We start from the raw sequence: 22,276 nt of genomic DNA, 5'->3' as shown, positions 1-22,276 counted from the left end.
GCAAATACTATTTGTTATTGTACTGCCACGCGTTTTTGTGACATTAATTTATCTACCACAGTTTTTAACTTCTGTGGATCTTTAGCATATTTTTCAAGATCAATGATCTCTATCTTCCTAAAATCTGTAGGATGGCTTTCGCTTTGGATAGAAATCGTCCCGCTTTTCAAAAAAGCTCCTTGCTTTTCACCACGCGCCGGGTCAGTTTGCGGTTTTTCATATCGCATTACCTCTTCGCCGTTAACGTAATGGACAACTAACGAATCTGCCAAGACCAGCAACTCGACACGCACCCACTGGTCGCCATCAAAAGTTTTTGATTTTGAGTCGGTGCAATGCTGAGTGATGATCTTGCCATCGCGCTCAAACTGGGTACCCGGGGTACATAAGTTTGCAGTACTGCGGTTACCTTTACCTGTGCCGCCCAATAGTTGGGCTTCCATTGAGTTAGGGAAATCCTGATCCTTCTTCATGGTTTGCGGATCCTGCCCGTGAAACATGATACCATTGTTACGGAAAGCCCATCCCGGGCCACCCTTTACCTGGTCGCCCACAAAGCGGTATTCGGCAGCAAGCAGGTAATGCGAGTATGCTTTTTTATAAAAAAGGTGACCGTAAGTTTCGTCGAATTTCTCGTACTGATCGTAGCGATTTTGTAACAGGCCGTTTTCTACGCGGAAAGTATTTTTCCAGTTTTCGGCGTATTCGTGGTAACGGATCTTTGGTGTCCAGCCTTTTAAATCTTTGCCGTTAAAAAGCTGCTCCCATTTTGGGTCGGCCGCCGGCGCAATGTTCGAGTCGCCGGTAAAAGCTAATAGTAAACCCGCAAGCAAAAGCCCCGTTAGTTTCGCGTATTTATACATTTGAATTGAAGTAAATGATATTGGTGTCGAACAAAAAATTGGTAAGGGTAAACTTACAATAATTTTATAATTAATTGATGTAAAAGCCCCGTTACCGGGCGCACTGGCCGGCTATTTTCAATGCAAACGTTTGCGGGATTGATAATGTGATTTACTAATTTGCATTATAGACTCACGCGTATTTACAACAATAAGCCATGCAACACAACGCCAAATCCCTCCGCCCGTTTATTGGTGCAAAAGATTTTGAACTTTCTCGCGCTTTTTACCGCGATCTGGGCTTTATAGAAATCGTGCTCAGCGCCGACATGTCGGTTTTTAAAACCGGTGCGATGGCATTTTATTTACAGGATGCCTATGTTAAAGATTGGGTTGATAACACCATGTTGTTTTTAGAGGTAGACAACGTAACCCATTTTTGGGATGAACTGGCGGCTCTTAACCTTCCATCAAAATATCCGGGCGCAAAAGTAACCCCGCCGCGAACCCTTGACTGGGGCCGCGAATGTTTTATGCATGACCCGTCTGGGATATTATGGCATTTTGGTGAGTTTAACGAGTAGATTTACAGTATTGACAAATTTGTCATTCCGCAACGAGGAGCGGGTGAGAATGTATCGAGGCAGTAGGCACAACTTACAGGATTCCCTTCACTTTCCCTTCGCTACTCTACTGACTATTTTAAAATTTACTTTACCCAAACGCAGCGTGGTTTATCTGAATACTTAATTGGTAACTTGCCATCTCTTTAACAGCTATGCAAGTCTGCACCAATTTTTATAAAATGCTTTCGGTATGGGGATTTCTGACATTCATCACAACGACCTTATCAGCACAAAATCGGCTGCAACAGTTTGACGATCGTATCATGATCGATCTGGCAGAACACCGAACTCGTGAGAAAACAGGCTATGTGCGGTTTATATCAGATACCTATCGTTATGGAGATGTTGCGGTGCCTGCAGGCTTGCTGGTTGCGGGCGTCATTAGCAAAGACCGAAACATGCGCGAAAATGCTGCTTTTATTGCCAGCAGCACGGCCATATCCTATGGGTTAACCTTGCTTATAAAACATATCGTTAGGCGCCCCCGCCCTTTTGAAAACATAAAAATTGTACCCGTTTACAGAGCCGCAAGCTCATCGTTTCCGTCCGGCCATACCTCTACAACGTTCTCCACCGCTACCGCCCTGTCCATGGCCTACCCAAAATGGTATGTTATCGTTCCTGCTTACTTATGGGCAGGTTCTGTTGGTTACTCGCGCATGTACCTTGGTGTGCACTATCCAACTGATGTTGGCGCGGGCGCTTTGTTAGGCGTTGGTAGCGCACTGAGTATGTCGTTTATGAGGGCCAGGTAGCAACCCCTCTTAATCTCCCCCAATAAGTGAGATTTTTCGCTTTTTCAGTATCTGCCACACAAGGCAATGGAAAGTTCTCCTTCCGGGAAGTATTTAGGAGGGACGCTTCATACAATAGTCAGTAAATATTGGCATGTATATAGCTTATTAATTTTTAATAAATTTGTAAGCTGTTTAGATTCATATGTTTCCACAATTCTTCGACAAACCATTCAGGCTACAACTATCTTTCAATAAAATTATTGAGGGGCTGGAAGATGCCGCCGAAACCGGAAACGGCTGGCGGGCTATGAACGCCCAGGCCTTGTTAGAACAGGTAAACAAACACCCCGAACTACGCGATGGCCTTGAAAGCGAAGAACAGGTGTCAGAGAATGAAGAATTAATCGCCGAATTGCTGGCCGATCTTTTCCCCACGGCGCTTAGCCTTAACGAAATTAAAGCGGTAAGTATTCCTTACCAAGGTTTGATATTTAATCATAGCCAACGCTTTAAAAACATATTGAAGGATGCCGGTCCTGATTTTCAGATCAATATCCGCGATTTTAGCGAGCAGCAATTATATGTACTGAGTTGTTGCATCATTCTTAACCAACTATACGGCACCAAGCTTGATTTTAGCAAACCAATGTTTTATGACATTCCGTCAGCCGATGGGGTGATGCGACATTACCGCATTTTATATAACGCAGATTTTATAGAAATTCTGCCGACCGCTCTCTCTGTTAAATTAACGCAGGCAGACACTGGCGAGTTAATGGATAACTTTGAAAATACTGCGCTTTGGAGAAAAAAATTGCCGCCGGGTAGTTATCTCATCAAAGGCTTTGGGTTAATGACTTTGGTAGACGTCACTGTTGAAAACGCCCTTTCTAATTTAAAAAGCAGCCTGCTATCTAATGCATCTTCGCCCGACATAAAAGACAGCTTGTTGTCTATATTCAGGTCTATTTACTGTATACCCGATTTGCGCATGGGCTTTACTTTATTTGACCGCAACGAAGAGAAGTTTTTAAACGTGCGGTTCGGTCCTGATTTTCATAGCTTTTTATTACCTGTGCAAAAGGCCTTTGATACCGAAAAAATCCTTTGTGATAAATCTTTTAACTGCCTGGTGCATGAGCATACTTACTTCGCGGTATCGAACGTGCCATGTTATGTTGATGAAAACCCGGAGGATAACTTCGGCAAACATTTCCTGGCGCAGGGCATACAGAGTTTTATATTGGCGCCTGTTATAAAGGACGGAGTTCTGCTAGGAATACTGGAGCTGGTGTCGCCCCGCGTAAGCGAGTTGAATAGCGTTACCGCCAATAAGCTTGACATTGTCATGCCGTTTTTGGTAGATGCGGTTGATCGTAAAATTAACGAGCTATTGAACCGTGTACGGTCCGTTATACAAAGCTACTACACCACATTACACCCCAGCGTATATTGGAAATTTAGGCGCGAAGCACAGAACTACATAGAACAGACTAACAATGGCTTGGCTTATACACTTAAAGAGATCAAATTTAATGAAGTTTACCCGCTGTATGGGCAGGTTGATATCAGCGAATCGTCTATAACGCGTAACTTGAGTGTACGTAACGATCTGGGCAACCAAATGGCCCGATTACTGATGATTTTGAAAGAGATCAACAAAGCCAATGATAAACCGCACGTAGGGAAAATACAGTTTGACCTAAAGACTTTTTCGGACGAGTTGCAGCACAATATACGTGCTGATACAGAGCAGTTTATTCAACATTACCTGGAGGACAAGGTACACCCCGTGCTTACCGAAGCTGCTACAAAAAGTATATACAAGGCTAAGATAGATCAATACTTTGAGCAGGCTGATAACCTGAAGGGCGATTTTCACGCCAACCGCCGCAATTACGAGAAAACATTATCACTTATCAATCAAAAACTGGCTACTATTTTAGATCATCGACAGGCCGAAATACAAGAGATCTTTCCGCATTATTACGAGCGTTTTAAAACCGACGGTGTAGAACACAATATTTATATTGGTCAAACCATTGCACCCGACCGCGAATTCACCATAAAGGACCTGCACCGCCTGCGCCTTTGGCAACTGCGTGTAATTGCTGAAATGGAGATTGAGCAATACGATTTGAAGAGTTTGCTGCCGTATGCGTTAAGCGTAACATCGCTGATATTGGTATTTAGCACGCCGATAGCCATCAGGTTTAGGATGGATGAGAAACACTTTGATGTTGATGGAGCCTACAACATCCGTTACGAGGTGATTAAAAAACGAATTGACAAGGCCCACATTAACGGCAGTAACGAGCGCATTACTAAACCAGGAAAAATCACCATTATCTACTCACAAGAGGAAGAAGAAGTAGAGTATATGAATTACCTCTCCATTTTGCAAAAAGAGGGCATTTTAGCTGATGATATGGAGCATTTTGAGGTGGAGGAATTGCAGGGCGTAGCTGGCCTGAAGGCGTTGCGTATCGGTGTCATACACCATGACCAAAATCTGCTCGCTCAGCGTGCTGCCAGCTATAATAAGCTATACGAGCAGATTAATTAAAACCTAAATCCCGCGGTGATGTATGGGTATGCTCCCTCTTTGGAGAAACCGACGACACCCTGGATCAATATCAGCTGAGCCGGTAAAAAGAAAACGCCGCCGCCGTAACCCATGTGCCAGGTGTCAGACTTTTCGCCTGGCGACCATACACGGCCAACATCATCAAAACCTACAACGCCTACCGTACCGGGTAACAGGTACGATGTAAAATCAAATAACTTTACCCTTACCTCGAAATTGTTAAAGGCCATCGTTTTACCGGTAAAACGCCATTGATAGAAACCACGCAGGTTGTTGTTACCCCCCAGTTTTAATTGCTGATAATATCCGGCGTCGCCTATTGTAGTGCCTACACCTGTGCGGTTGGCAAACACCAGTTTGTAATCGTTTCCCGGGTCATATAAAAAGCTAAAGTCCGTTTCAATCTGGCCAAAGTTATGCCCTCCCCGATTTAAACCTTTAACCGCCATAAAATTGGTGGTCCATAAAATACCAGTGTGCTGTACTATGTTTTTATCGCGCGTATCTAAAGTAGCACCAGTAACTACGCCTACATTTCCCTGGCCGGCAAATACATTTTCATTCGGGTGCAAAACGTCGTAGTCCTTTAAAAAGCGGCCGTTGTTATCGTCACGGTCGCCGTTATAGTATTGGGCAGATAAGCCCCCGCTGATCGTCCAGTTGTTGTCATAACTGTGCCTTAGCCTAACATCAGCATTTATTAAATTATAAACATTACGATAGTAGCGGATCTTTTTATCACCCTCGTTAATGAATTTCGTATTGTTACCAATACCAAAGAAATTGCTCACAAAGTTTGGCCCGCGGTTGGTAACGTTTACTACCAGGTCATTTTTCATAATAACCTGTTTGAACTCACCCTCATAGTTTAAGGAAAGCGAGCTTACGCCTAAGCCATAATTCACTATCAAACTTTGTCTAAACGCGTACGGATCTTTCTTAAAACCTTGCTTTTGCCAAACCATCTTGGTGATGATCTGAAAGCCGTAATCTTTATTATAGTTACCTAAAAACAACGGCTGCAAAAAGTCATACTGAAAGTTTTTGATCAGGTGCTTGTTCACCATCGTATCGGTAGATGTGCGCCGTCTGAAAAGCCCACTTTCAGGTAATTTATTTTTCTGGTCGCTGCGGTCATAGATATAACGGTTGCCGCGGCCGGTAATATTGCTGTCTACCGTAAAGGTATCGTTATCATCGCCGCCTATCATCCTTATTTTTATGGGTGAGCTATTGCTGCCATGCACCGCAAAGTTGTCCTCGTTCGCCAAGCCATACAGGCGTACTTCGTCGGTAATGTTTGGATCAAACGTTCGTTCATACATCACCTGCTCGCGTTTGCCCTCTTTGCTTATTTTGGTAACGCTTACCTTAACGCTTGCGTCGAGTTGATTGGTAATGTCAAAATATTCGTGCTTATCTGTGCCGGGTATTTCAACGCTATTTGATATAAAGCGATAATATTTCATCGCCTGCTTTTTAAGGATGTTGCGGCGGGCTATCAGCTTGCTTATCAAATTTGGGCCACTGAGGCTATAAATGTTGGCCGGCATTAACTGGATTGCCTTAGTTATCACCTCGTCAGTGAGTTTGGTTTGCACAATGCTGATCTGCTCCTCCCAATCTTTTTCGTTCAGGCTGTTTAAAAAATACCGGTCAAAGTTACGGGCATTCAAATTCCATCGATTTACAGACCGAATACGATCCTGATAACTTTGAAACTTCGACATCAGCAAATGCCTGGAAACCAACCACGGCAAAACCCCCGAAGTATGATAGTACACCTGGTCCCTATCCCTTGGTATCGGCTCATAAACATTGCCTTTATCTGTCTTTATCTTTTCCCAGCGCCATTGGTCCTCATGGCGGTCCCAGTCGCCCAGCAGCATGTCCAGTAGGCGTGCGCGCAGTACGGTTTTTTGATTTACGCTGTTGTCATTATCTTCTTTTAATTTTTCGAAGGCTTTATCAGTGTTGTCGGTTTTCTTGGCGTCAAGCGGCTCCCGCTCTTCAAATAAAAAAACCTGGTTGGCAAAGTCTTTCCTAAACTCGCCCAGCGCCGGATCGTCCGGTACGTAAACTATTTCGGGATTAGCATGGGGGATGTTCAAGGCTGCAGCAAGCGGGGGTACTGTAATAGCTGCAAAGGGATGCTCAGTTACTATCTGGTCGTCCAAAATAGATGCTGCTATAGTTTTTCTTAGCGTTGGCGGTAATACCCGGTCAGGGTATTTTTGTATAGAGCGCAGCACCCATTCCTGCCCGGTTTTATCTTGTAACCGTACAGATTTGGTTTGCATACCGCCACCGCGCTCGGTGATTTTTAAGCCGCCTTTTTCATTGGTGATGTGAAATATGCGCATTTTAACCGGAGCGGCCCAAAGTTTGCGGTAGCTCTCGCCAAAAAACCCACGGTGTATTTTATTTACGCTGTCATATTTCGGTTCAATAGCAATCGTTATGCTATCGTTTTTTAGCTGAGCAAAGTTTTTTACAGATAGGGTTAACAACAAAAATAAAAGCAGGTAGCGGTTCCCCATGTCGGCTATTTTTTGAATACGAATTTATGCACGTTGCCGGGTGTTATCTCGTCGCCTTCGTTGCTGATGTATAAATTATTCTGGTTATCAAACGCCAAGCCTTCAGGCTGCAAAAACACCGCCGGATTTAGCGGATAAACGCCTTTTACTTTAAATGCGGAATCAGTAACAACCAGCAGCTTATTAATTGACGCCACGATGAACCACTCATTAGTACGCTCATTTTTTGCAAACGCTGATGGCCTAAACTCAAATTTCTTTTTTTTAACCTGCGCTTCAATCGGCTGCGTGTCAATATTAAACTCACCGGCAGGTGTTACGTCGGCGTCAGCTCCCAGCTTAAAGATATAGCCATTAGTACTCTTAGATCTTTTACCGCCGCAATCTTTACACAATATATAAAGCTGGCCTGTTTTTTCGTCGCCATACATGCTTTCGTACTCGCCTTTTGGCAGCAGGTCTTTAACCTCAACAACATTGGCCGCTTCTTCTGACCATACCTGATTAAATGGAAATATATACAACGTCCCATTACTTTTCATCACCACTACCTGGTCGCCCAAAATAGCTAAATCCTCATAGTCGCCGCTTTTGGCAAAACGTGTGTATTTAGGGGTTTCTTTACTGCCGGGCTTAAAGTAAAAAACCTTGCCCTCTTCATCCTGCTGGGCAAACATCGTATCTGGGTTTCCATTATGAAAAGTAAATCCAGATACTTCAGTCAATGCGTCGCTCGTGTTATCTTTGATTGGATTATTCAAGTCATAGCCCGGCGGGCTGCTGTATGTTTTTTTTTCGGTACAGGCGTAAGCTACTAACATGGCTAAAGATATAAATGACAGGGCTAAAATGCCTTTTGATGTTTTCATGCTTTATTACTCAAATACTGATAAACCCCGCGCTGAGACTGTACTTTAGGCTGGGTTATTTCAATAGGTATATTTTCAATTCTTTCGTTCAATGTTACTGCTTGTACGTTGTCGGCCAGTTGTATGTTGATGATATCCATCACCTCCTGCTTTATTTGCTCATCATAAACCGGAAAACACACTTCAATACGGCGGTAAATATTACGGTTCATCCAGTCGGCAGATCCCATATAAACCTGAGGTTGACCGTTATTACCGAATATAAAAACGCGGCCATGCTCCAGATTTCTGTCAACAATCCGTTTAATGGTAATGTTTTCGCTCAAGCCTTTTACGCCTGGCATCAAACGGCAAATACTTCTAACTATCAACGAAACTTTAATCCCTGCGTTTGAGGCATCATACAGTTTGCTAATCAGTTTGGCTTCTTCTAAATTATTTAGTTTTATGGTGATAGCCGCCGGCAGGCCTTTTTCAGCATGGGCAATCTCACGATCAATCAACTCAAAAAAGCGTTGCTGCAGGCCAAATTGCGCTACCAGCAAATGCTCAAATTTTATCAATTCGGGTGATTTTGGTTTTTCTCGTTTGCGTAAAAACATAAACAACAGCTCCACCTCGCGCAGTATGGCTTTGTTGGCCGTCATCAATATATGGTCGGTATAAAAAGCGGCGGTGTTTTCGTTAAAATTACCGGTTGAAAGTAGTCCGTAGTATTTTGACCGGCCATTTACCCGGCGTTTAACCAGGGATACTTTAGCATGAACTTTTAATGCCGTGGCGCTATAGATAATTTCGGCACCGGCGGCCTTAAGCCTGGTGGCCCATTTAATGTTATTCGCCTCGTCAAATCGGGCTTTTAACTCAATGAGCACGGTTACTTTTTTACCTGCCGACGCCGCATTTACCAAGGCATTAACAATGCGCGAATCTTTAGCGACGCGATAAAGCGTGATATAAATCTCTTCAACCGTTTCATCTAAAGCCGCGGCATTAAAGAAGCGTAATATGGTATCGTACGATTGGTAAGGCGTATTGATTAACAGGTCCTTTCGCTCAATCTGATCAAATATCGATTCATCTGCGTTTAGGCGATTATAAATGGTTGTCCAACTATCGTATTTTAATGCTGGCAAACTAAGCGGGAAGGTAAACAGGTCTTTCAGGTTATGGTAATTGCCACCCTTTACCAAACTACTCGGCGCTATAGACCAGCTCTCGCATACCATCTGCAAAATATTTTCGGGGATACCGGGCTGATGCAAAAAGCGGGTAGCTATACCTAAATCTCGTTTTTGTAGTTGCTCCGCTATCTGTTCAGACAGGTCACCGGGATATTCATCTTTTAAATCAAGTTCCGCGTCGCGCGTGATTTTAAAAGTGTAGCACCCAGTAACCGCATCGCTCCTAAACAGCTTGTCTAAATTGTAGCGGATAATGTCGTCCAGGAAAAGGATATACGTTTTATCGCCATCGGCTGCCTTGTAAAAGCGTGGCAAATCCGGCGGGATATTTAAAACTACCACTTTCTCCACCTCCCCGCCCAGGGTAATTAAAAAATACAGCTCGTTATTTTGGGGGAAGAATTTTTTTTTAGTCGACAGGTTAAATGGCCTCAGAAAAGCCATTACCTGCGCAAAAAAGTAATCGTTCAGTTGGTTTACAAGTGTGGCTGGTGGTGGCTGGTTTATCAGTAAGTGAATATTGTTTTCTTTCAGGTCGGCAATAACCTTATTTATGCCTTTGCCAAAGGCCTGTTGTTGCTCAACAATCAAAGTTTGGGCTACAGCCAATGGGTCATCAACGGCGCTACTGGTTGTGGTTAACTTCCCCAACCGATCTATAGCTTGTAACACCGGCATTCGCACGCGGTAAAATTCATCCAGGTTTGATGAAAATATTGCCATAAAATTTATGCGCTCCAGCAGTGGCACATCGCTTTGCAAGGCAAGTTGCAAAATGCGCCCGTTAAAGGTTAGCCAACTCAGGTCGCGATCAAAAAAAGTATAACCCATATTAGTTGCGTAGAGGCGCGTAGTCATGCAGGGTTGACGCCAGGATATAGGCCGCTACAGCAATGATCAACCCAAACATAAATATGTTATAAGCCACCCTTAATAAGCGATACTTGCGGCCCAGCACTACCCCCTGACTATACACATCTTTTATCAGGGTACCGTACAAAAAGGCCCGGTCATCCATCACCTTCAGCATACCGGCTGTGTATTCTGCAAGGCCCATTTTATAAAAGTTGCCAAAAAATAGCAGGTTAACCTTTTTATCATCAATATCTTGTGCAGTAAATGTCCCTTCGGGGATTGCCGGCCGGGTAGCTAGTATTGAAAATATCATTGACAGCAAACTCACCGTTAAAAGTATAAAGCTGGGGATAGCCAGGAAAGTGTTCTCCTCTAGCTTACGCAGTACCAGACTGATAATAGCCGACAGGATAATGGAGTTAACCGTAATTAAAATATGTGCTTTATTATCGGCCATATCGCTAAGCCGCTGGTTATTTCCCGATGTAATTCTGAACATGGTTTCGATACCCTTGTCGGGTTTGTTCTTTTTTTCCTCTTTCTTTTTAGCCTTTTGCTCGTAGGCTATTGCTTCCCCCTGTCCAGCTTGCAGGGCGGTATCTGCTTTAGTCTCTTTTATGGGTTCTTTTTCCTTTTCGGGATTATCATCCATTCTTTCTTCCTGTTGTCTTTTTACCAGCTTGTCCAGGTTTTTTTGTTGCTGATCATGCAGTAATAATTGCGCGTAATCTGTAAAGTAAGTATGCGCCTGTAGCAGCTCAATGTTTTTTTGGCGCCAGTGGCCTTTGTCAATATCCAGGTGTTTTATAATATTAAACTCTTTACGCAACAGTTTGCTCTTTTCGGCAAAATCAGCGGTACCTAAGTGAAAAAGGTCGGCATCGCACATAATTTGCTGCAACTGCCCGGCAGGTTTTTGGGGGATGCGTGTGGCAAGGATACATTCTTTCACTTTTGCTATCAAGGCCTCAGCAACCTTAAGTTGCTTTAAATGAGCGCCGGCAAGCTCGGCACCGGCGGCTTCGTGGTCGGCTTTATCTATCAGGTAACCAATGTCATGAAACCAGGCCGCGGTTACTACCACAAAAAAGTCCTCGTCATTTAGTTGGTAATGATTGGCAATTTGCGTAGCAGATGCAACAACGCCCTTGGTATGCTCCATGTCATGATACAGCAGATCAGGGTCGTGGTGTCCCTCAAAATACTTTAAAACGTACTGCTTAACATCGGTTAATAACTGCTGATAATCCATAAAGGGGTTATTGGTTGCTCAACCCAAATTTAATGTTTAAATCTAAATAATTGTTTGAGCGTGATGGATTTTGTGCGTGGGGATGCGATGAGCCTTGTATGTTAGGCTGTTTTTGTAATTTCGACGATAAGACATTTCAAGTTATCAGCATAGCGCACGGCCATCACTCCTTTTCTCTCTTCTGATAATTGATAACGCACGATAATGCCGGCGCTAGGACTATTATGGCAGTAAAGCAGGGGTAAGCAGCCATAAAAATACTAGTTAAAGAGGATCATTTCTATGTGACGCCGGGGTAAAATATGGTCATTTTTAACGTGTTCGAGAACGCTGAGTCATGCACATTTATTAAAGCAGGGCTTATTTAAAAATTTCGGTAATTACTTTGCCTTTACCGTACTCCATTTTAAAGTTAAGTAATTTGGCTACTGTAGCGCTTATGTCTATTTGCTCATAAGCCGTGTGCGAACCAACTCCCTGTTTAAAGTCAGGGCCCAAAGCAAAAAATTCTATATGGCGGCAATCATCGCAACCGTCGCCATGATCCATAAACCCGGTTGAGATGCCATTTGAATGGCGACCATGATCATTAGTTACTATTAGTGTAGTTTTATCTTTGTAGTGCACATCACCTTGTATCAGGTCATATATCTCCTTAACGTAAGCGTCAGTAGATTTTATACCATCAATGTATTTACTCCACTGGTTACCATGAGCCCAAAAGTCGGGGTCTTTAAAGTTTACCAGCATCAAGTTAGGATGATACGTTTTCATTACGTTGGCCGTATGCGCCATTGTAGTGTCATCATATCTATAGCCAGAAAATGCTCCGTTTTTGCCGCAATCTGTTCTTGGCTGATATTTGCCGGCCCATTCGTCCTGTTTGCAATTGGCTAGTATTTGTAGTTTATCTTTTGAGGTTATGATCCAGGCTTTCTCTGCAGGTTTACCTGTACTTTTTAGCCAGCTTTGAAATATTGACGGATATTGTGGTAGCACCTGTCCCCAATTTTCAAGGTCCTCGTAGTTTCCAGTGCAAATAGCGTCATGGCCCGAATCGGTATTGGTTGTACCGTTATTTTTAAAATTGCCTAACAATACACCTTGTCCGTATAAGTTGTACCGTTGTGGGATATTTTGTTTTGTGTAATCGCCCCACGTTTCGCTATAGCGGGCGCCGTCAATTACAACGATAATGACATTTTCGGTTTTGCAGCATAGGTTTCCTGCAATTTTAGCAGCGCCAACGTTGGTAGTAGTGCCAGCCGTTTGCGATGCGGTGTTTTGTGTTGCAGTATGTATAGCAGTCGAGTCGCCCAACGGATTTACGATGCCATCTATTTTTGATTCCTTTTTACAAGAACTAAAAATACCTAGCACAGCAAACACTACAAAAATTAATTTAGGGGTATTAAAAAGCATTTATAGTTGGTATAATCTGGTTGTGTATACAAGTATACTATTTACATTTCAATGTAACAAGAAAGATACCAAATTATTTTTTACAGCTAATGCTCACAAAAACAGGCGTTTGTAAACAAACGCCTGTTAAATATCCCCAATAAGCCGGTAATGTATTCCCCGGTTTGCCCAAATATTCCCCTTAAATACGTCTTATAAATTATTTATATAATCGTCCATCAACACAAATTGTGCACTGTACCAATCTTTTATATAATTAGCCTCACTATTTAGATCCTGCGGGATATTACCCCATGTCGTACGCTCGCGACTAAATGCTTTGGTAGCACCTAAAACACTGCGATTTTTTTCTACATGCTCGTTGATCTTTGATTTGCTTAGCTGATTAGCTTTAAGTTCTTCCCAACGTGTTTTAACCAAGCCTTTAAAATCGCCCGGGTTTAGTTTAATTAATCGGGCAAACATATTGTTATTGCCATAGCCAATGATGGTATTCGGCACCCGGCCACCAGCAGCAGATCCTCCAAACGACCCCTCCAGGTCCCAAACAGAATAGAAAAATTTATTAGCCACGCGCGAATCATAAAAGCTAAAGAAGGTGTTTTTGTTCTGATTATCGGTTGCCCGCGAAATATTCATGAAGATGAAGTAGTCGACTATATTATTAATTTCCACCTTGTCTTTTATCTGGCTGCTAAACTCAGCATCTGTAGCGGTTGATATAAAATTGACCACATTGTACAAATAACCCCAGTTGGGCGCCGGTGTATCACCCAGTTCAGGATATTCAAGCTCCCATCCTCCCCATGTTGCGCTGGCATTATTAAACGGCGAAAGGCCATAAAAATCGGTCTCGTTGGTCCAGTCGTTAGCCTTGTACATGTTACCGTACTGTTTCTTTATTTTAAGCTGCTTACGGTCAAGTTTTTCGGTTAGGCAATAAACACCCATATATTTATAGTTTACAAACACTTCTGTCATATAACCACGCGTGCCATTTAGCGCTTCTGGCTCGCTTGCTGCATACGGTACATTATTAAAGCTATTCCAAATATCGGTAGCCATGCGATTACGCATACGCGATTGGTCAACATACGCCGCATCCAGTATCCAATTATTATCATTGCGCAAGCCCAGTAATGATTTGTCAATATCATTGCCACCGCCGTCAACCAAATGCACCGAATATGATTTTTTAGGATAAAACCGGGATGTTGCCCCGCGGATGGAAACAGACGTACCGACAGATATTTCCAACTCAGTTTGTTGCGCCTTATAATTTGGGTTAACTAAGTTGAAAGTACCTATGACACGCTCATCGCCAATTGAAGTATTGGTATAAATACTTACCATGGGCAAGCCTGTTATCATCATGTGATAATTAGTAACCAGGTTTAAGCTGTTAACTGCTTTAACAACAATTTCCTGATCGGCTTTTAAGGTAAAACTTACGTTGTTGCCGTTAAACACCCTTTTATCATCAAGGTAAATAGATTTTGTAGTAATAGTATCAAAGCTTACCGTAAAGGTTGACAGCTCGGTACCTGCTGCAACAGGATAATAAAATGTGTTTTGCGTGGAATCATAGGCACAAGACGCGCCATTAATTTTAAAGTTTTTTAGCTGCGCTGATAAAACCGGACCGTTTGGCGTTGTTTTACCGCCACCATTGCCCTGGTCAATGTTTAGCTTATTGTTGTCAAAATATGTCTTTTTACAGCCCGTGCTTGCTAAAGCCAGAAGTATAATGCCGTAAAGTAAGTGTTGCATTTTCATATGCAGGTAGTTGTGATTAAGTGTATTATTGGCAATTACTATGTAATAAAAACTACATAATATATTTAAGATTGTTTTAGCAGCCACTTACGTATCGTTCTGATTAACAAGCTTTTTACAATTATTTTATCGCTTGCCAAATTACCATATCGGTTATTTTAAAAGAGCTAACTAAGACATTTGTAAGCGATTGTCAATTTAATATCGCGATGGAAGCCAATAAATGGCACCGACTTTTAACAAATTGATTATCAGACCGTTAATCTATAATAATAGTTTAACTTAATGATAAAAGCTGGCTTAGGGGTCGGCTTTTAAAATAAGTTATTGCTGCATGTTTGGCTAAAGGGGAACGCCGGCGATAGCAGTGTACTAATTAGGTTATAAATTTTGTTATTTTATTTAGCAAATATAACAACTGTTGTCTTTTACAGGTAATGTTGTATGGTAATGTTACGGTAACAATTTTATGCTGTTTAATTAAGGCAGATGAAACGCGGCGGTACATATTGCTTAATGCGCATTATTTTAAGTAATTAGAATATTTTTTTTGTACTGATACCGAAACTTTATATCTTGCATTACGTAAAAGAGCAGGTAGTTGTAGAAGTCCCCCCTTCATAACTGCAAATGTGCCAATATGTAGTATAAAAACCTAAGAGTCTTCTGCTGAAGCTAAGTATTTTTTATTGGATCTAAATCGTTGCATTATGCCAAAATACTATTTTGACAGGCTTGATTTTTTACACAGCCTTATAAAAAAAAGGGCCACGGGGGCGCCTGAACAATTAGCTAAAAAGTTAAATGTCAGCGAACGCACCACTTTTGAATACATAGAAATCTTACGATCTCTTGGAGCTGATGTTAAGTACAGCCGCGAAAGGCAATCCTACTTTTATACCATGGACGGCACGTTTGATTTTCATTTCAAACAGTCGTCAGAAAATCAAAGGTGATGCCCATAACCTTTGTTATCGGATAATTTCAACGACTGTTTTGCTTGTGAAAGGACGGCCGGATTAAGGTATTACTCATCTTTATTGATTGTTAACACCTAAATTAAATGTATTCCATGCAAAAAATTTGCAGTAAAGCTTTATCTCTAAAAAAACAGAAACAAAAAAAGCCCGGCTACAAGTAACCGGGCTTTAATATGATGGAATTAAATTCTATCTGAATAATTGAAATTCTGAAAGCTGAAGCAAGTCCGCTCCCCAATTGCTCTTAATCGTCCAACGTACTTTTTTATACTCTATAGGGTTAGCAATAGTGTAATAAAACAGCCTTTTATACCGTCCCTTGTTTGGCTCAGGATAACCTAAATCTACGGCCTGATCATAAAAGTTTTTAGCCATTAATCTTGAATCCATCATAGTCCAGGTTGCACCTTCATCGTTTGATCCTTCAAGGGTCCACTCTTTTGGATCACGGTCTTGTGAGTCATTAGCACTCCCAATAGCGTATATTCTGATTTTTTGCGGCGTTAAAAAGGTAAAAATGCAAACTAAAGGGAATTTCCAAGGATCTACAGTTACGAAACCTTTACCTACCAAAAATTTAGTTTCTACGTTATTATCAAGCAATTTCGGCGAATCTTCGTTGGGGCCTCTGTTATTAAAGAAATTTGGCTCCCAACTTAAACGGTTACCGGTTACGTTTTCAACAAGGCCTTCGCTGGTTATGTTACGGGTAATAGTTACAACCGAGCCTTTATCTGTAGTAATTTTAGCAGATACGGTGTTAAAGGTACCTGGAGTAAAGGTTCTGGATGCAGTTAAACCTGTGGTTTTAACAACCGTTCCTTTTTTTACAGCACCACCTGATACCGTAGGATCTGGAAAATCAGCATCAGTAAATGTCCATTCTACAGTTTTGATTGTAGCTTTAACATTAACGCTTAAATTAATCTTATTAGGCGTAGTTGCATCTTTTACCCCAACAAACTGAGCAATTGCCTCGGGTGAAATAGGCAGGTTAATGTATTTATGCGAAATATTACCGGTTGATGAAGTGGTTTTTAAATCAACAACATAAGCAAATCTCGGGTTAGCATTTGGGTCGCCGGTATTTACAAAAGTATGTGTAACGTTGTCTCCAACAGCTACCGAATCATCTCCAAATCTCCACTCTAACTTAGTGAAGTTTTTTGATGTGTTTTTAAAGGTAAATGTAAAGCCATCAGCAGGATCAGGTGTAATAGTATAATCAGAGACTGGATTTACTACAGCAGGATCAGGAAGAACTGCATCAACTTTTTTTGAACATGAAGACACAATGGCTCCCATGCAAAAAAGTAGTCCAAGTGGTTTTAATAATTGTTTCATATCAATATTTTATTTAAATACTTTTAAAATCTAACTTTTTCTGGTAAAAATAGCACCACGGTAATCATGATTACCATTATTCATGAATAATTTAAAGATATGGTATCCTTTTGTTAAAGTTACGTCTGTACGGTGAGGCAACTGGTTACCATAGGCACCTGTATTAGTAACTGCTATTTGAGTTGGTGTTAACAAAACATTGTCTAGAAATGCGGTAACTCTACCATTAGTATTATTTGATCCTAATAATAAATTCATATCATAAACACCATCAGCTTCCACGTTAACGCTCCACGTCAAATATTCGCCAGTCCCAATCCATCCTACAGAGCTTCTTGGAGAGTATTCACCAGGTACATCAACTAAATCAGGAAGACGCCAGTTGCCGTCGCCGTCTTTATTGACATCGTTTTCATGATAACCTATACCCTCGCCACCCAAATCATAATAAGCTGCGTAAATTGGCGCTGACTCAACACCTATAGCGCCTTTAATTACAAACGGAGTACCGTAGTAAGGCCTGAAGAAGTTAGGATCCATAACCACATAAACCGTCTTGCTGGCTTTTTCGGTAGTTTTATATTTGGTTGGATTTTTTAAAGTAAATGCAACCGTAGGATATTTTATTGTAGCAGCGCCGGCAGCTGGCTGAACAGCCAGTAATGTTTTGATATTTGTAGAAAACGTAAATACCGCAGTGCTGCTACCCGCTATTATTTTCACGCTGGGGCTAAACGAAATCTTACTTGCGTCGTATGTTTGTGATGTAGCAAGTAACCCAGAGTTAATGTACTTTGTAACGCTATCTTGAGAAAACACAGCGTCAACAGTTAATTCAGCACCCGGATCACCTTGTAAAGTAACAGGAACATTAAAAGTTATATTTTGTGAACTCAATGTGTAGTTTGACGGGCTGGCAACCGCATTTATAATGTTGGTTGTAGACGTCGGAGTACCGAAATATAGTTCGTGTACCGAAGCAGCATCTAACAGCTCGCCGGTTTTAACGGTTAGTATAGTTGTACTTTTGCCGGTAGCAACAGTATTACCTTTACCAATTACGCCAAGTTTTATAACTGCTGCTAAGGTTTTGCCATAAAGCACTTCCATAGTAGATCTGCTTACTATAATGTTTGTAGTAAACGTTTTTACACCAGAAGGAATATTAATTTGCGGAAGCACAGCCGCGGCGCCCACAGGGAACGCGACAGTACCCGCAGGCAAAGTACCGGCAGTTATAAGTTTAGCCACGGTATCAACATTAGTTGATAGGTCGACGGTAAAAGCCGCTGAAGTCGGGTTTGAAAATGTAATTGTTAACGGCACGCTAAGCTCTGCACCATTAAGCGTAAAGTTACCGCCTTTAACAATATCTATTTTTGAGTCGACAGACACGCTAACTTTAGCATTGGAAGCGTTAATAGGGTTCACTACGTCGGTCAGTTTCTCGTTTTTACAAGATACGGCTAAGGTAGCAATTAAGCCTAAAAGACCTAATTGCACGTTAGTAAATATTTTTTTCATTTTGTTTAAAATTTAACTAGTATTTTAAATTAGCCGGGAACTGTAAATACAGTTCCCGGCTTTAGTGCTATTATTTTGCTATCCAAACTTTACCGTCTAAGCCCCATGAGGATTGACGTGCAATATTAAACCAGCTCAAAACCTGAGCGGGAAGATCTGTGTTTTTAGGTACCAGTAGCCCCAGGTTACTAGCAGGTGGCGAACAGATCAAATCAGTAAATGCTGTCCATTGATAACCACTGAATAAAGGAGCAGTAGGGCCACTCGATCCTGAAGCAGGTGTATTAGACTGCTGCTGAGACAAGGTCATGTCGGCTAAACCAACTCTATCTTTAAGTACAGTACCGCTACCTTCGTTAATAGGCCAGTAACCTACTAAAAAATTGTAGAAAGGATGGCTTCTGTCAATACTTTGATCACAAGCATACTGTTTTACAACGGCGTCTGGTAAAGCAGCTTTGAAAATCTTAAATTCCTTTAATTCCACATCGATTGCACCGTATGTGTTAATAACCTCACTATTGCCCGGGTCTTGCTCTCCAGTTGTCCAACCTAAACGTAAAAATGAGTTATTATCAAAATTAGGGTTTGCACCAAGTACAAACGGAACATATGATGGGTTAGCTAATGATGCGTTATTTCTATTAGTAATAGCCATTACACCATCAGTATATACTCTTACCTGTTTAGCTCCATTAGGGGTCCTTTCCACGACTGCAGTTAAGTCATGCCAGGTATCTCCACTGAATTCAAGTCCGGCAATTTCTTCATTAAGACCACCGGAACCATCCTTGTTTCCAATAATCATGAAGCGCCATCTGTTTTGGAATAAGCAAAAATTCCATCCACGAGATGCACCACCGCCCCATCCTGTGCCCGGATTATTATCAGTAGGGCTTTTACCTTGTTTACCAAGGAAGGCTGGCCATTGGTAATAGTAGTCTCCTCTTGATGTATTATATGGATTTTTATGTTTTTTAATTTTTACAGAGATGGTGAAGCTAGATGTATCACCAAAATTAAAAGCACTTGAGTAATTAACGTTAAACTGCGGATCCACACCTTTTACTTCAGCCACACCTTTATGAGGCCAGCCTCTAAACCTTACCGCGTTACCTACATAAGAGTTGCCTACAAAAGGCTTACCAATAAATGTTGGGTTATACGATGCATTGTAAATAATAGAAAATGTGTTAGCATTTGTGTTACTAAATACAGTTTTGTCATCCTCTAAAGGGTTTAAAGTGGCAGGGCCGCCTTTGTTTGAGCTAATGATAATTAACCAGCTCTCTGAATTATAAGTAGTTCTTGACTTAACTGCATCTAGAATAGCGCCAACTTGGGTATCAAATGTATTAATAGCATTTTTGTAACCTGCGTCACTATTGTCAAATGTGCCAGCTACACCAGCTGCTTGAATTGCCGAAAACTCGCCAACCACCAAATCGGCAGCATCTGTTTTTAAGAAATCAACCATACGGCTTTTAACGGTTTCGTCATTGGTTAAATTTTCTGAAACGTTAGTACCGGCAGTAAGGTTATTTTTAAATAGTAGAGATGACGAAAATGAAGCAATTCGCAAGTCTGGATTGATAGACTTGATTCTTTCAAATATTGTCTTGTAAGTAGCCAAATTGTTTCCGACAAAATCTTCTGTTAAAACGTTGTGTTTTTCTTTAGAAACACCGGTAATCATACTAGCCCAGTTAGTAGCATTGGTTGAACTATTAGCATCTCCCAATGAATTCCAAGTATAAATAGAATGCGTTAGTAGCGACTTTAGCGTAGGGATATTTGCATCTCTAACTTGTGTACCACGCGCACCATCAGCGATAATGTAAAGTACTTTGGGCTTTTTAAATACCGATGCACCTGACGGTTCATTTGGCGAAGCCGGAACAACTTTATCAAAACCGCGATTACATGCTGATAACGCCACAACTAAAAGTGACAGACCAAGCAATTTGGTTTTAAAATTTCTCATTTGTTATATCTTTAATTAAGTTCGTTTATGTTTTGGTTATGCGTTAAGAGCATCTGTATCAGGCACTCTTAACGCTAATTTAATAATATTATTATATTATTAACAATAATATTAAATTTCAAGTTTAACTCTAATTAGGTTACGTCGTATTTTGTTATTAAAGTTGAAGAAGCTTCCCATTATTAACAACGCACGTTTATTGTCAGCTGTTTTAGTTTCATACGTATCAATAATTTCACCGGTTAAGTTACCAACCGTATTGTAGCCGTCGGCTAATGTACCGTCAGGGTTTAGAATAGCAAAGCCATTTCTGATAACATTATTATAAGTTCTGAAGTTACCACCCACTACGATCAAACCGTCCGTAAGTGCCTTAGCATAAGTAGGTATACCCCCAATAAATACTTTAGGCGTAAATGTAGCGTCGACAGAACCATCTAAATTCAATCTAACTAAATATTGAGAAGCCTTACCTCCCACGGTGTTAAACACGCCTGCAGCAAGGTATTTCTTATTAACCTCATCGAATGAAACGAACGCCACACCCTGGTCAAAACCTGCACCTACATTAAACGAAGGATCAATAGATCCGTCTTCCGCATTTAACCGAATAATGCCACCAGCAGGTGTACCGTCAAAACTTGTAAACGTTCCGTAAACGAGAATCTTCCCTGATACGCCGCCAGTATGCTTAATAGTACGGATTGGCCCGTTAGCACCCGGCTTGCTTTTACCAAGTTGGCCTCTGTAACCAAGTTCTGTTGGCAGGAACCTCCAAGTTCTGTCTAAACTTCCGTCTTCATTTAAGCGCGCAAGTTGACGAACATCCACACTATCGGTAACTGTACTGTCTTTATAATCAAAAGTATATCGATCATACTGACGCGAAACATAATAATTAAAGTTACCACTGATGATCATTTTGTTAGTTCCGACAGGATAAATGTCACGGATAGTACCGGTTGTACCACCATTAAACGCGGGTATAAATTTTGTCTTTTTTGTGTAAGTAAGTACTTGCGCGGTATCCACTTGCCCAGCTACGTTTAAACGAGTGATTCTGCTTATGCCGCTACCTTGCTGTGCATAGCCTGTCAAATCGCCAACTACATAGTAATATGGTCCAACTTGGGCCATATCCCATAATGTACTGTTAGCACCTCCACCAGCTAACAACGACCTGTCCCAAGTTCCGTCCGGAAAAATTCTTACTATCCTGTTTTGTCGAGAGACGCTACCTTTTCCATCGTAGTTTGTAAAAGCTCCTAATAAAATCAGGTTTTGAGTCAATGGTACAGGGAATGCTCTTAAAACAGCACCATCTGCACCTGAAACTGCAACAAATGTAGGATCAATAGCAACCTTTCCAAGGACTGTAAACACAGGACCGAAGACGAGCTGACCATCAACGACGAATGACGTTACACCGCTACTTGCGTTTCCTGGTACTTTAACAATAATGTTAGTAGCCGTTACGTTTACAATTTGAGCTTCCTGGCCGTTGAATAAAAACTTCAGTTGCTTTTTTGCGTAATAATCTGACAATCCTGTTGCAGCAATAGTTACCTCAGTACCAGCTTCACCCTCTGCCGGTAAAGGTATCTGTTGGGGATTAACCGAGATACCGAGCGCGGGTTTACCGCCCGCATAAGGATCATTAAACACAGTAGTATTCTTCTTACAGCTTCCCAACAGCATGCCAGCTACCACTAATAATAAACCAGTATATTTAAGTTTCATAATCATTGTATTAA

General features: G+C 41.5%; 15 protein-coding genes. 4 read left to right on the top strand and 11 right to left on the bottom strand.

Annotated features, from left to right (window positions below; all coding sequences use genetic code 11):
• Window positions 1-14: 14 nt before the first annotated feature.
• A complete protein-coding gene (locus tag ACFSYC_RS14440; RefSeq protein ID WP_377129058.1) occupies window positions 15-863 on the bottom strand; it encodes a 3-keto-disaccharide hydrolase in 849 nt (282 codons plus the stop codon).
• A 197-nt stretch (window positions 864-1,060) separates the two neighbouring features.
• Between ACFSYC_RS14440 and ACFSYC_RS14435 the strand changes: the two genes are divergently transcribed.
• The 3 genes from ACFSYC_RS14435 to ACFSYC_RS14425 all read left to right on the top strand — a co-directional run bounded on the left by ACFSYC_RS14435 (window position 1,061) and on the right by ACFSYC_RS14425 (window position 4,771).
• Window positions 1,061-1,426: a glyoxalase gene (locus ACFSYC_RS14435; protein ID WP_377129057.1), complete on the top strand. Its 366-nt coding sequence runs from the start codon at window positions 1,061-1,063 to the stop codon at window positions 1,424-1,426.
• A gap of 194 nt (window positions 1,427-1,620) precedes the next feature.
• Window positions 1,621-2,223, top strand: a complete 603-nt coding sequence (locus tag ACFSYC_RS14430; protein WP_377129055.1) for a phosphatase PAP2 family protein — start codon at window positions 1,621-1,623, stop codon at window positions 2,221-2,223.
• 184 nt (window positions 2,224-2,407) lie between these two features.
• Complete coding sequence (locus tag ACFSYC_RS14425) at window positions 2,408-4,771, top strand: GAF domain-containing protein (protein WP_377129053.1); 2,364 nt, start codon at window positions 2,408-2,410, stop codon at window positions 4,769-4,771.
• Here the strand turns inward: ACFSYC_RS14425 and ACFSYC_RS14420 are convergent.
• From ACFSYC_RS14420 to ACFSYC_RS14395, 6 genes are all read right to left on the bottom strand, one after another.
• Window positions 4,768-7,332, bottom strand: coding sequence for a hypothetical protein (locus ACFSYC_RS14420; RefSeq protein WP_377129051.1), 2,565 nt, complete (start codon window positions 7,330-7,332; stop codon window positions 4,768-4,770). The two genes, ACFSYC_RS14425 and ACFSYC_RS14420, sit on opposite strands and share 4 nt — an antisense overlap.
• 5 nt (window positions 7,333-7,337) lie before the next feature.
• Window positions 7,338-8,201 carry an SdiA-regulated family protein gene (locus ACFSYC_RS14415; RefSeq protein WP_377129049.1) on the bottom strand — a complete coding sequence of 288 codons (864 nt, stop codon included), beginning with the start codon at window positions 8,199-8,201 and terminating at the stop codon, window positions 7,338-7,340.
• Window positions 8,198-10,243: a polyphosphate kinase 1 gene (ppk1, locus tag ACFSYC_RS14410; RefSeq protein ID WP_377129048.1), complete on the bottom strand. Its 2,046-nt coding sequence runs from the start codon at window positions 10,241-10,243 to the stop codon at window positions 8,198-8,200. The genes ACFSYC_RS14415 and ppk1 overlap by 4 nt, the downstream gene beginning before the upstream one ends.
• Window positions 10,218-11,492 carry a Pycsar system effector family protein gene (locus ACFSYC_RS14405; RefSeq protein ID WP_377129046.1) on the bottom strand — a complete coding sequence of 425 codons (1,275 nt, stop codon included), beginning with the start codon at window positions 11,490-11,492 and terminating at the stop codon, window positions 10,218-10,220. Before ACFSYC_RS14405 ends, ppk1 begins: the two co-directional genes overlap by 26 nt.
• A gap of 360 nt (window positions 11,493-11,852) precedes the next feature.
• Window positions 11,853-12,914 carry a sulfatase-like hydrolase/transferase gene (locus ACFSYC_RS14400; protein WP_377129044.1) on the bottom strand — a complete coding sequence of 354 codons (1,062 nt, stop codon included), beginning with the start codon at window positions 12,912-12,914 and terminating at the stop codon, window positions 11,853-11,855.
• 192 nt (window positions 12,915-13,106) lie between these two features.
• Window positions 13,107-14,690: a CotH kinase family protein gene (locus ACFSYC_RS14395; protein WP_377129042.1), complete on the bottom strand. Its 1,584-nt coding sequence runs from the start codon at window positions 14,688-14,690 to the stop codon at window positions 13,107-13,109.
• A gap of 710 nt (window positions 14,691-15,400) precedes the next feature.
• Between ACFSYC_RS14395 and ACFSYC_RS14390 the strand changes: the two genes are divergently transcribed.
• Window positions 15,401-15,646: an HTH domain-containing protein gene (locus ACFSYC_RS14390; RefSeq protein WP_377129040.1), complete on the top strand. Its 246-nt coding sequence runs from the start codon at window positions 15,401-15,403 to the stop codon at window positions 15,644-15,646.
• 213 nt (window positions 15,647-15,859) lie between these two features.
• Here the strand turns inward: ACFSYC_RS14390 and ACFSYC_RS14385 are convergent, their stop codons facing one another.
• The 4 genes from ACFSYC_RS14385 to ACFSYC_RS14370 all read right to left on the bottom strand — a co-directional run bounded on the left by ACFSYC_RS14385 (window position 15,860) and on the right by ACFSYC_RS14370 (window position 22,262).
• The gene (locus tag ACFSYC_RS14385) at window positions 15,860-17,014 is read right to left on the bottom strand and encodes a hypothetical protein (RefSeq protein WP_377129038.1); all 1,155 of its coding nucleotides are present in this window, start codon (window positions 17,012-17,014) and stop codon (window positions 15,860-15,862) included.
• A gap of 30 nt (window positions 17,015-17,044) precedes the next feature.
• Window positions 17,045-18,538 carry a hypothetical protein gene (locus tag ACFSYC_RS14380; RefSeq protein ID WP_377129036.1) on the bottom strand — a complete coding sequence of 498 codons (1,494 nt, stop codon included), beginning with the start codon at window positions 18,536-18,538 and terminating at the stop codon, window positions 17,045-17,047.
• Window positions 18,539-18,608: 70 nt separating this feature from the next.
• The gene (locus ACFSYC_RS14375; RefSeq protein WP_377129034.1) at window positions 18,609-20,522 is read right to left on the bottom strand and encodes a hypothetical protein; all 1,914 of its coding nucleotides are present in this window, start codon (window positions 20,520-20,522) and stop codon (window positions 18,609-18,611) included.
• A 111-nt stretch (window positions 20,523-20,633) separates the two neighbouring features.
• The gene (locus ACFSYC_RS14370) at window positions 20,634-22,262 is read right to left on the bottom strand and encodes a DUF5008 domain-containing protein (protein WP_377129032.1); all 1,629 of its coding nucleotides are present in this window, start codon (window positions 22,260-22,262) and stop codon (window positions 20,634-20,636) included.
• Window positions 22,263-22,276: the final 14 nt, after the last annotated feature.

The sequence above is a fragment of the Mucilaginibacter antarcticus genome (assembly GCF_042686155.1).
GTDB classification, from domain to species: Bacteria; Bacteroidota; Bacteroidia; order Sphingobacteriales; family Sphingobacteriaceae; genus Mucilaginibacter; species Mucilaginibacter antarcticus.
Note: the sequence above shows the minus strand (reverse complement) of the source record. Positions and strands in the feature narration are given on the sequence as shown.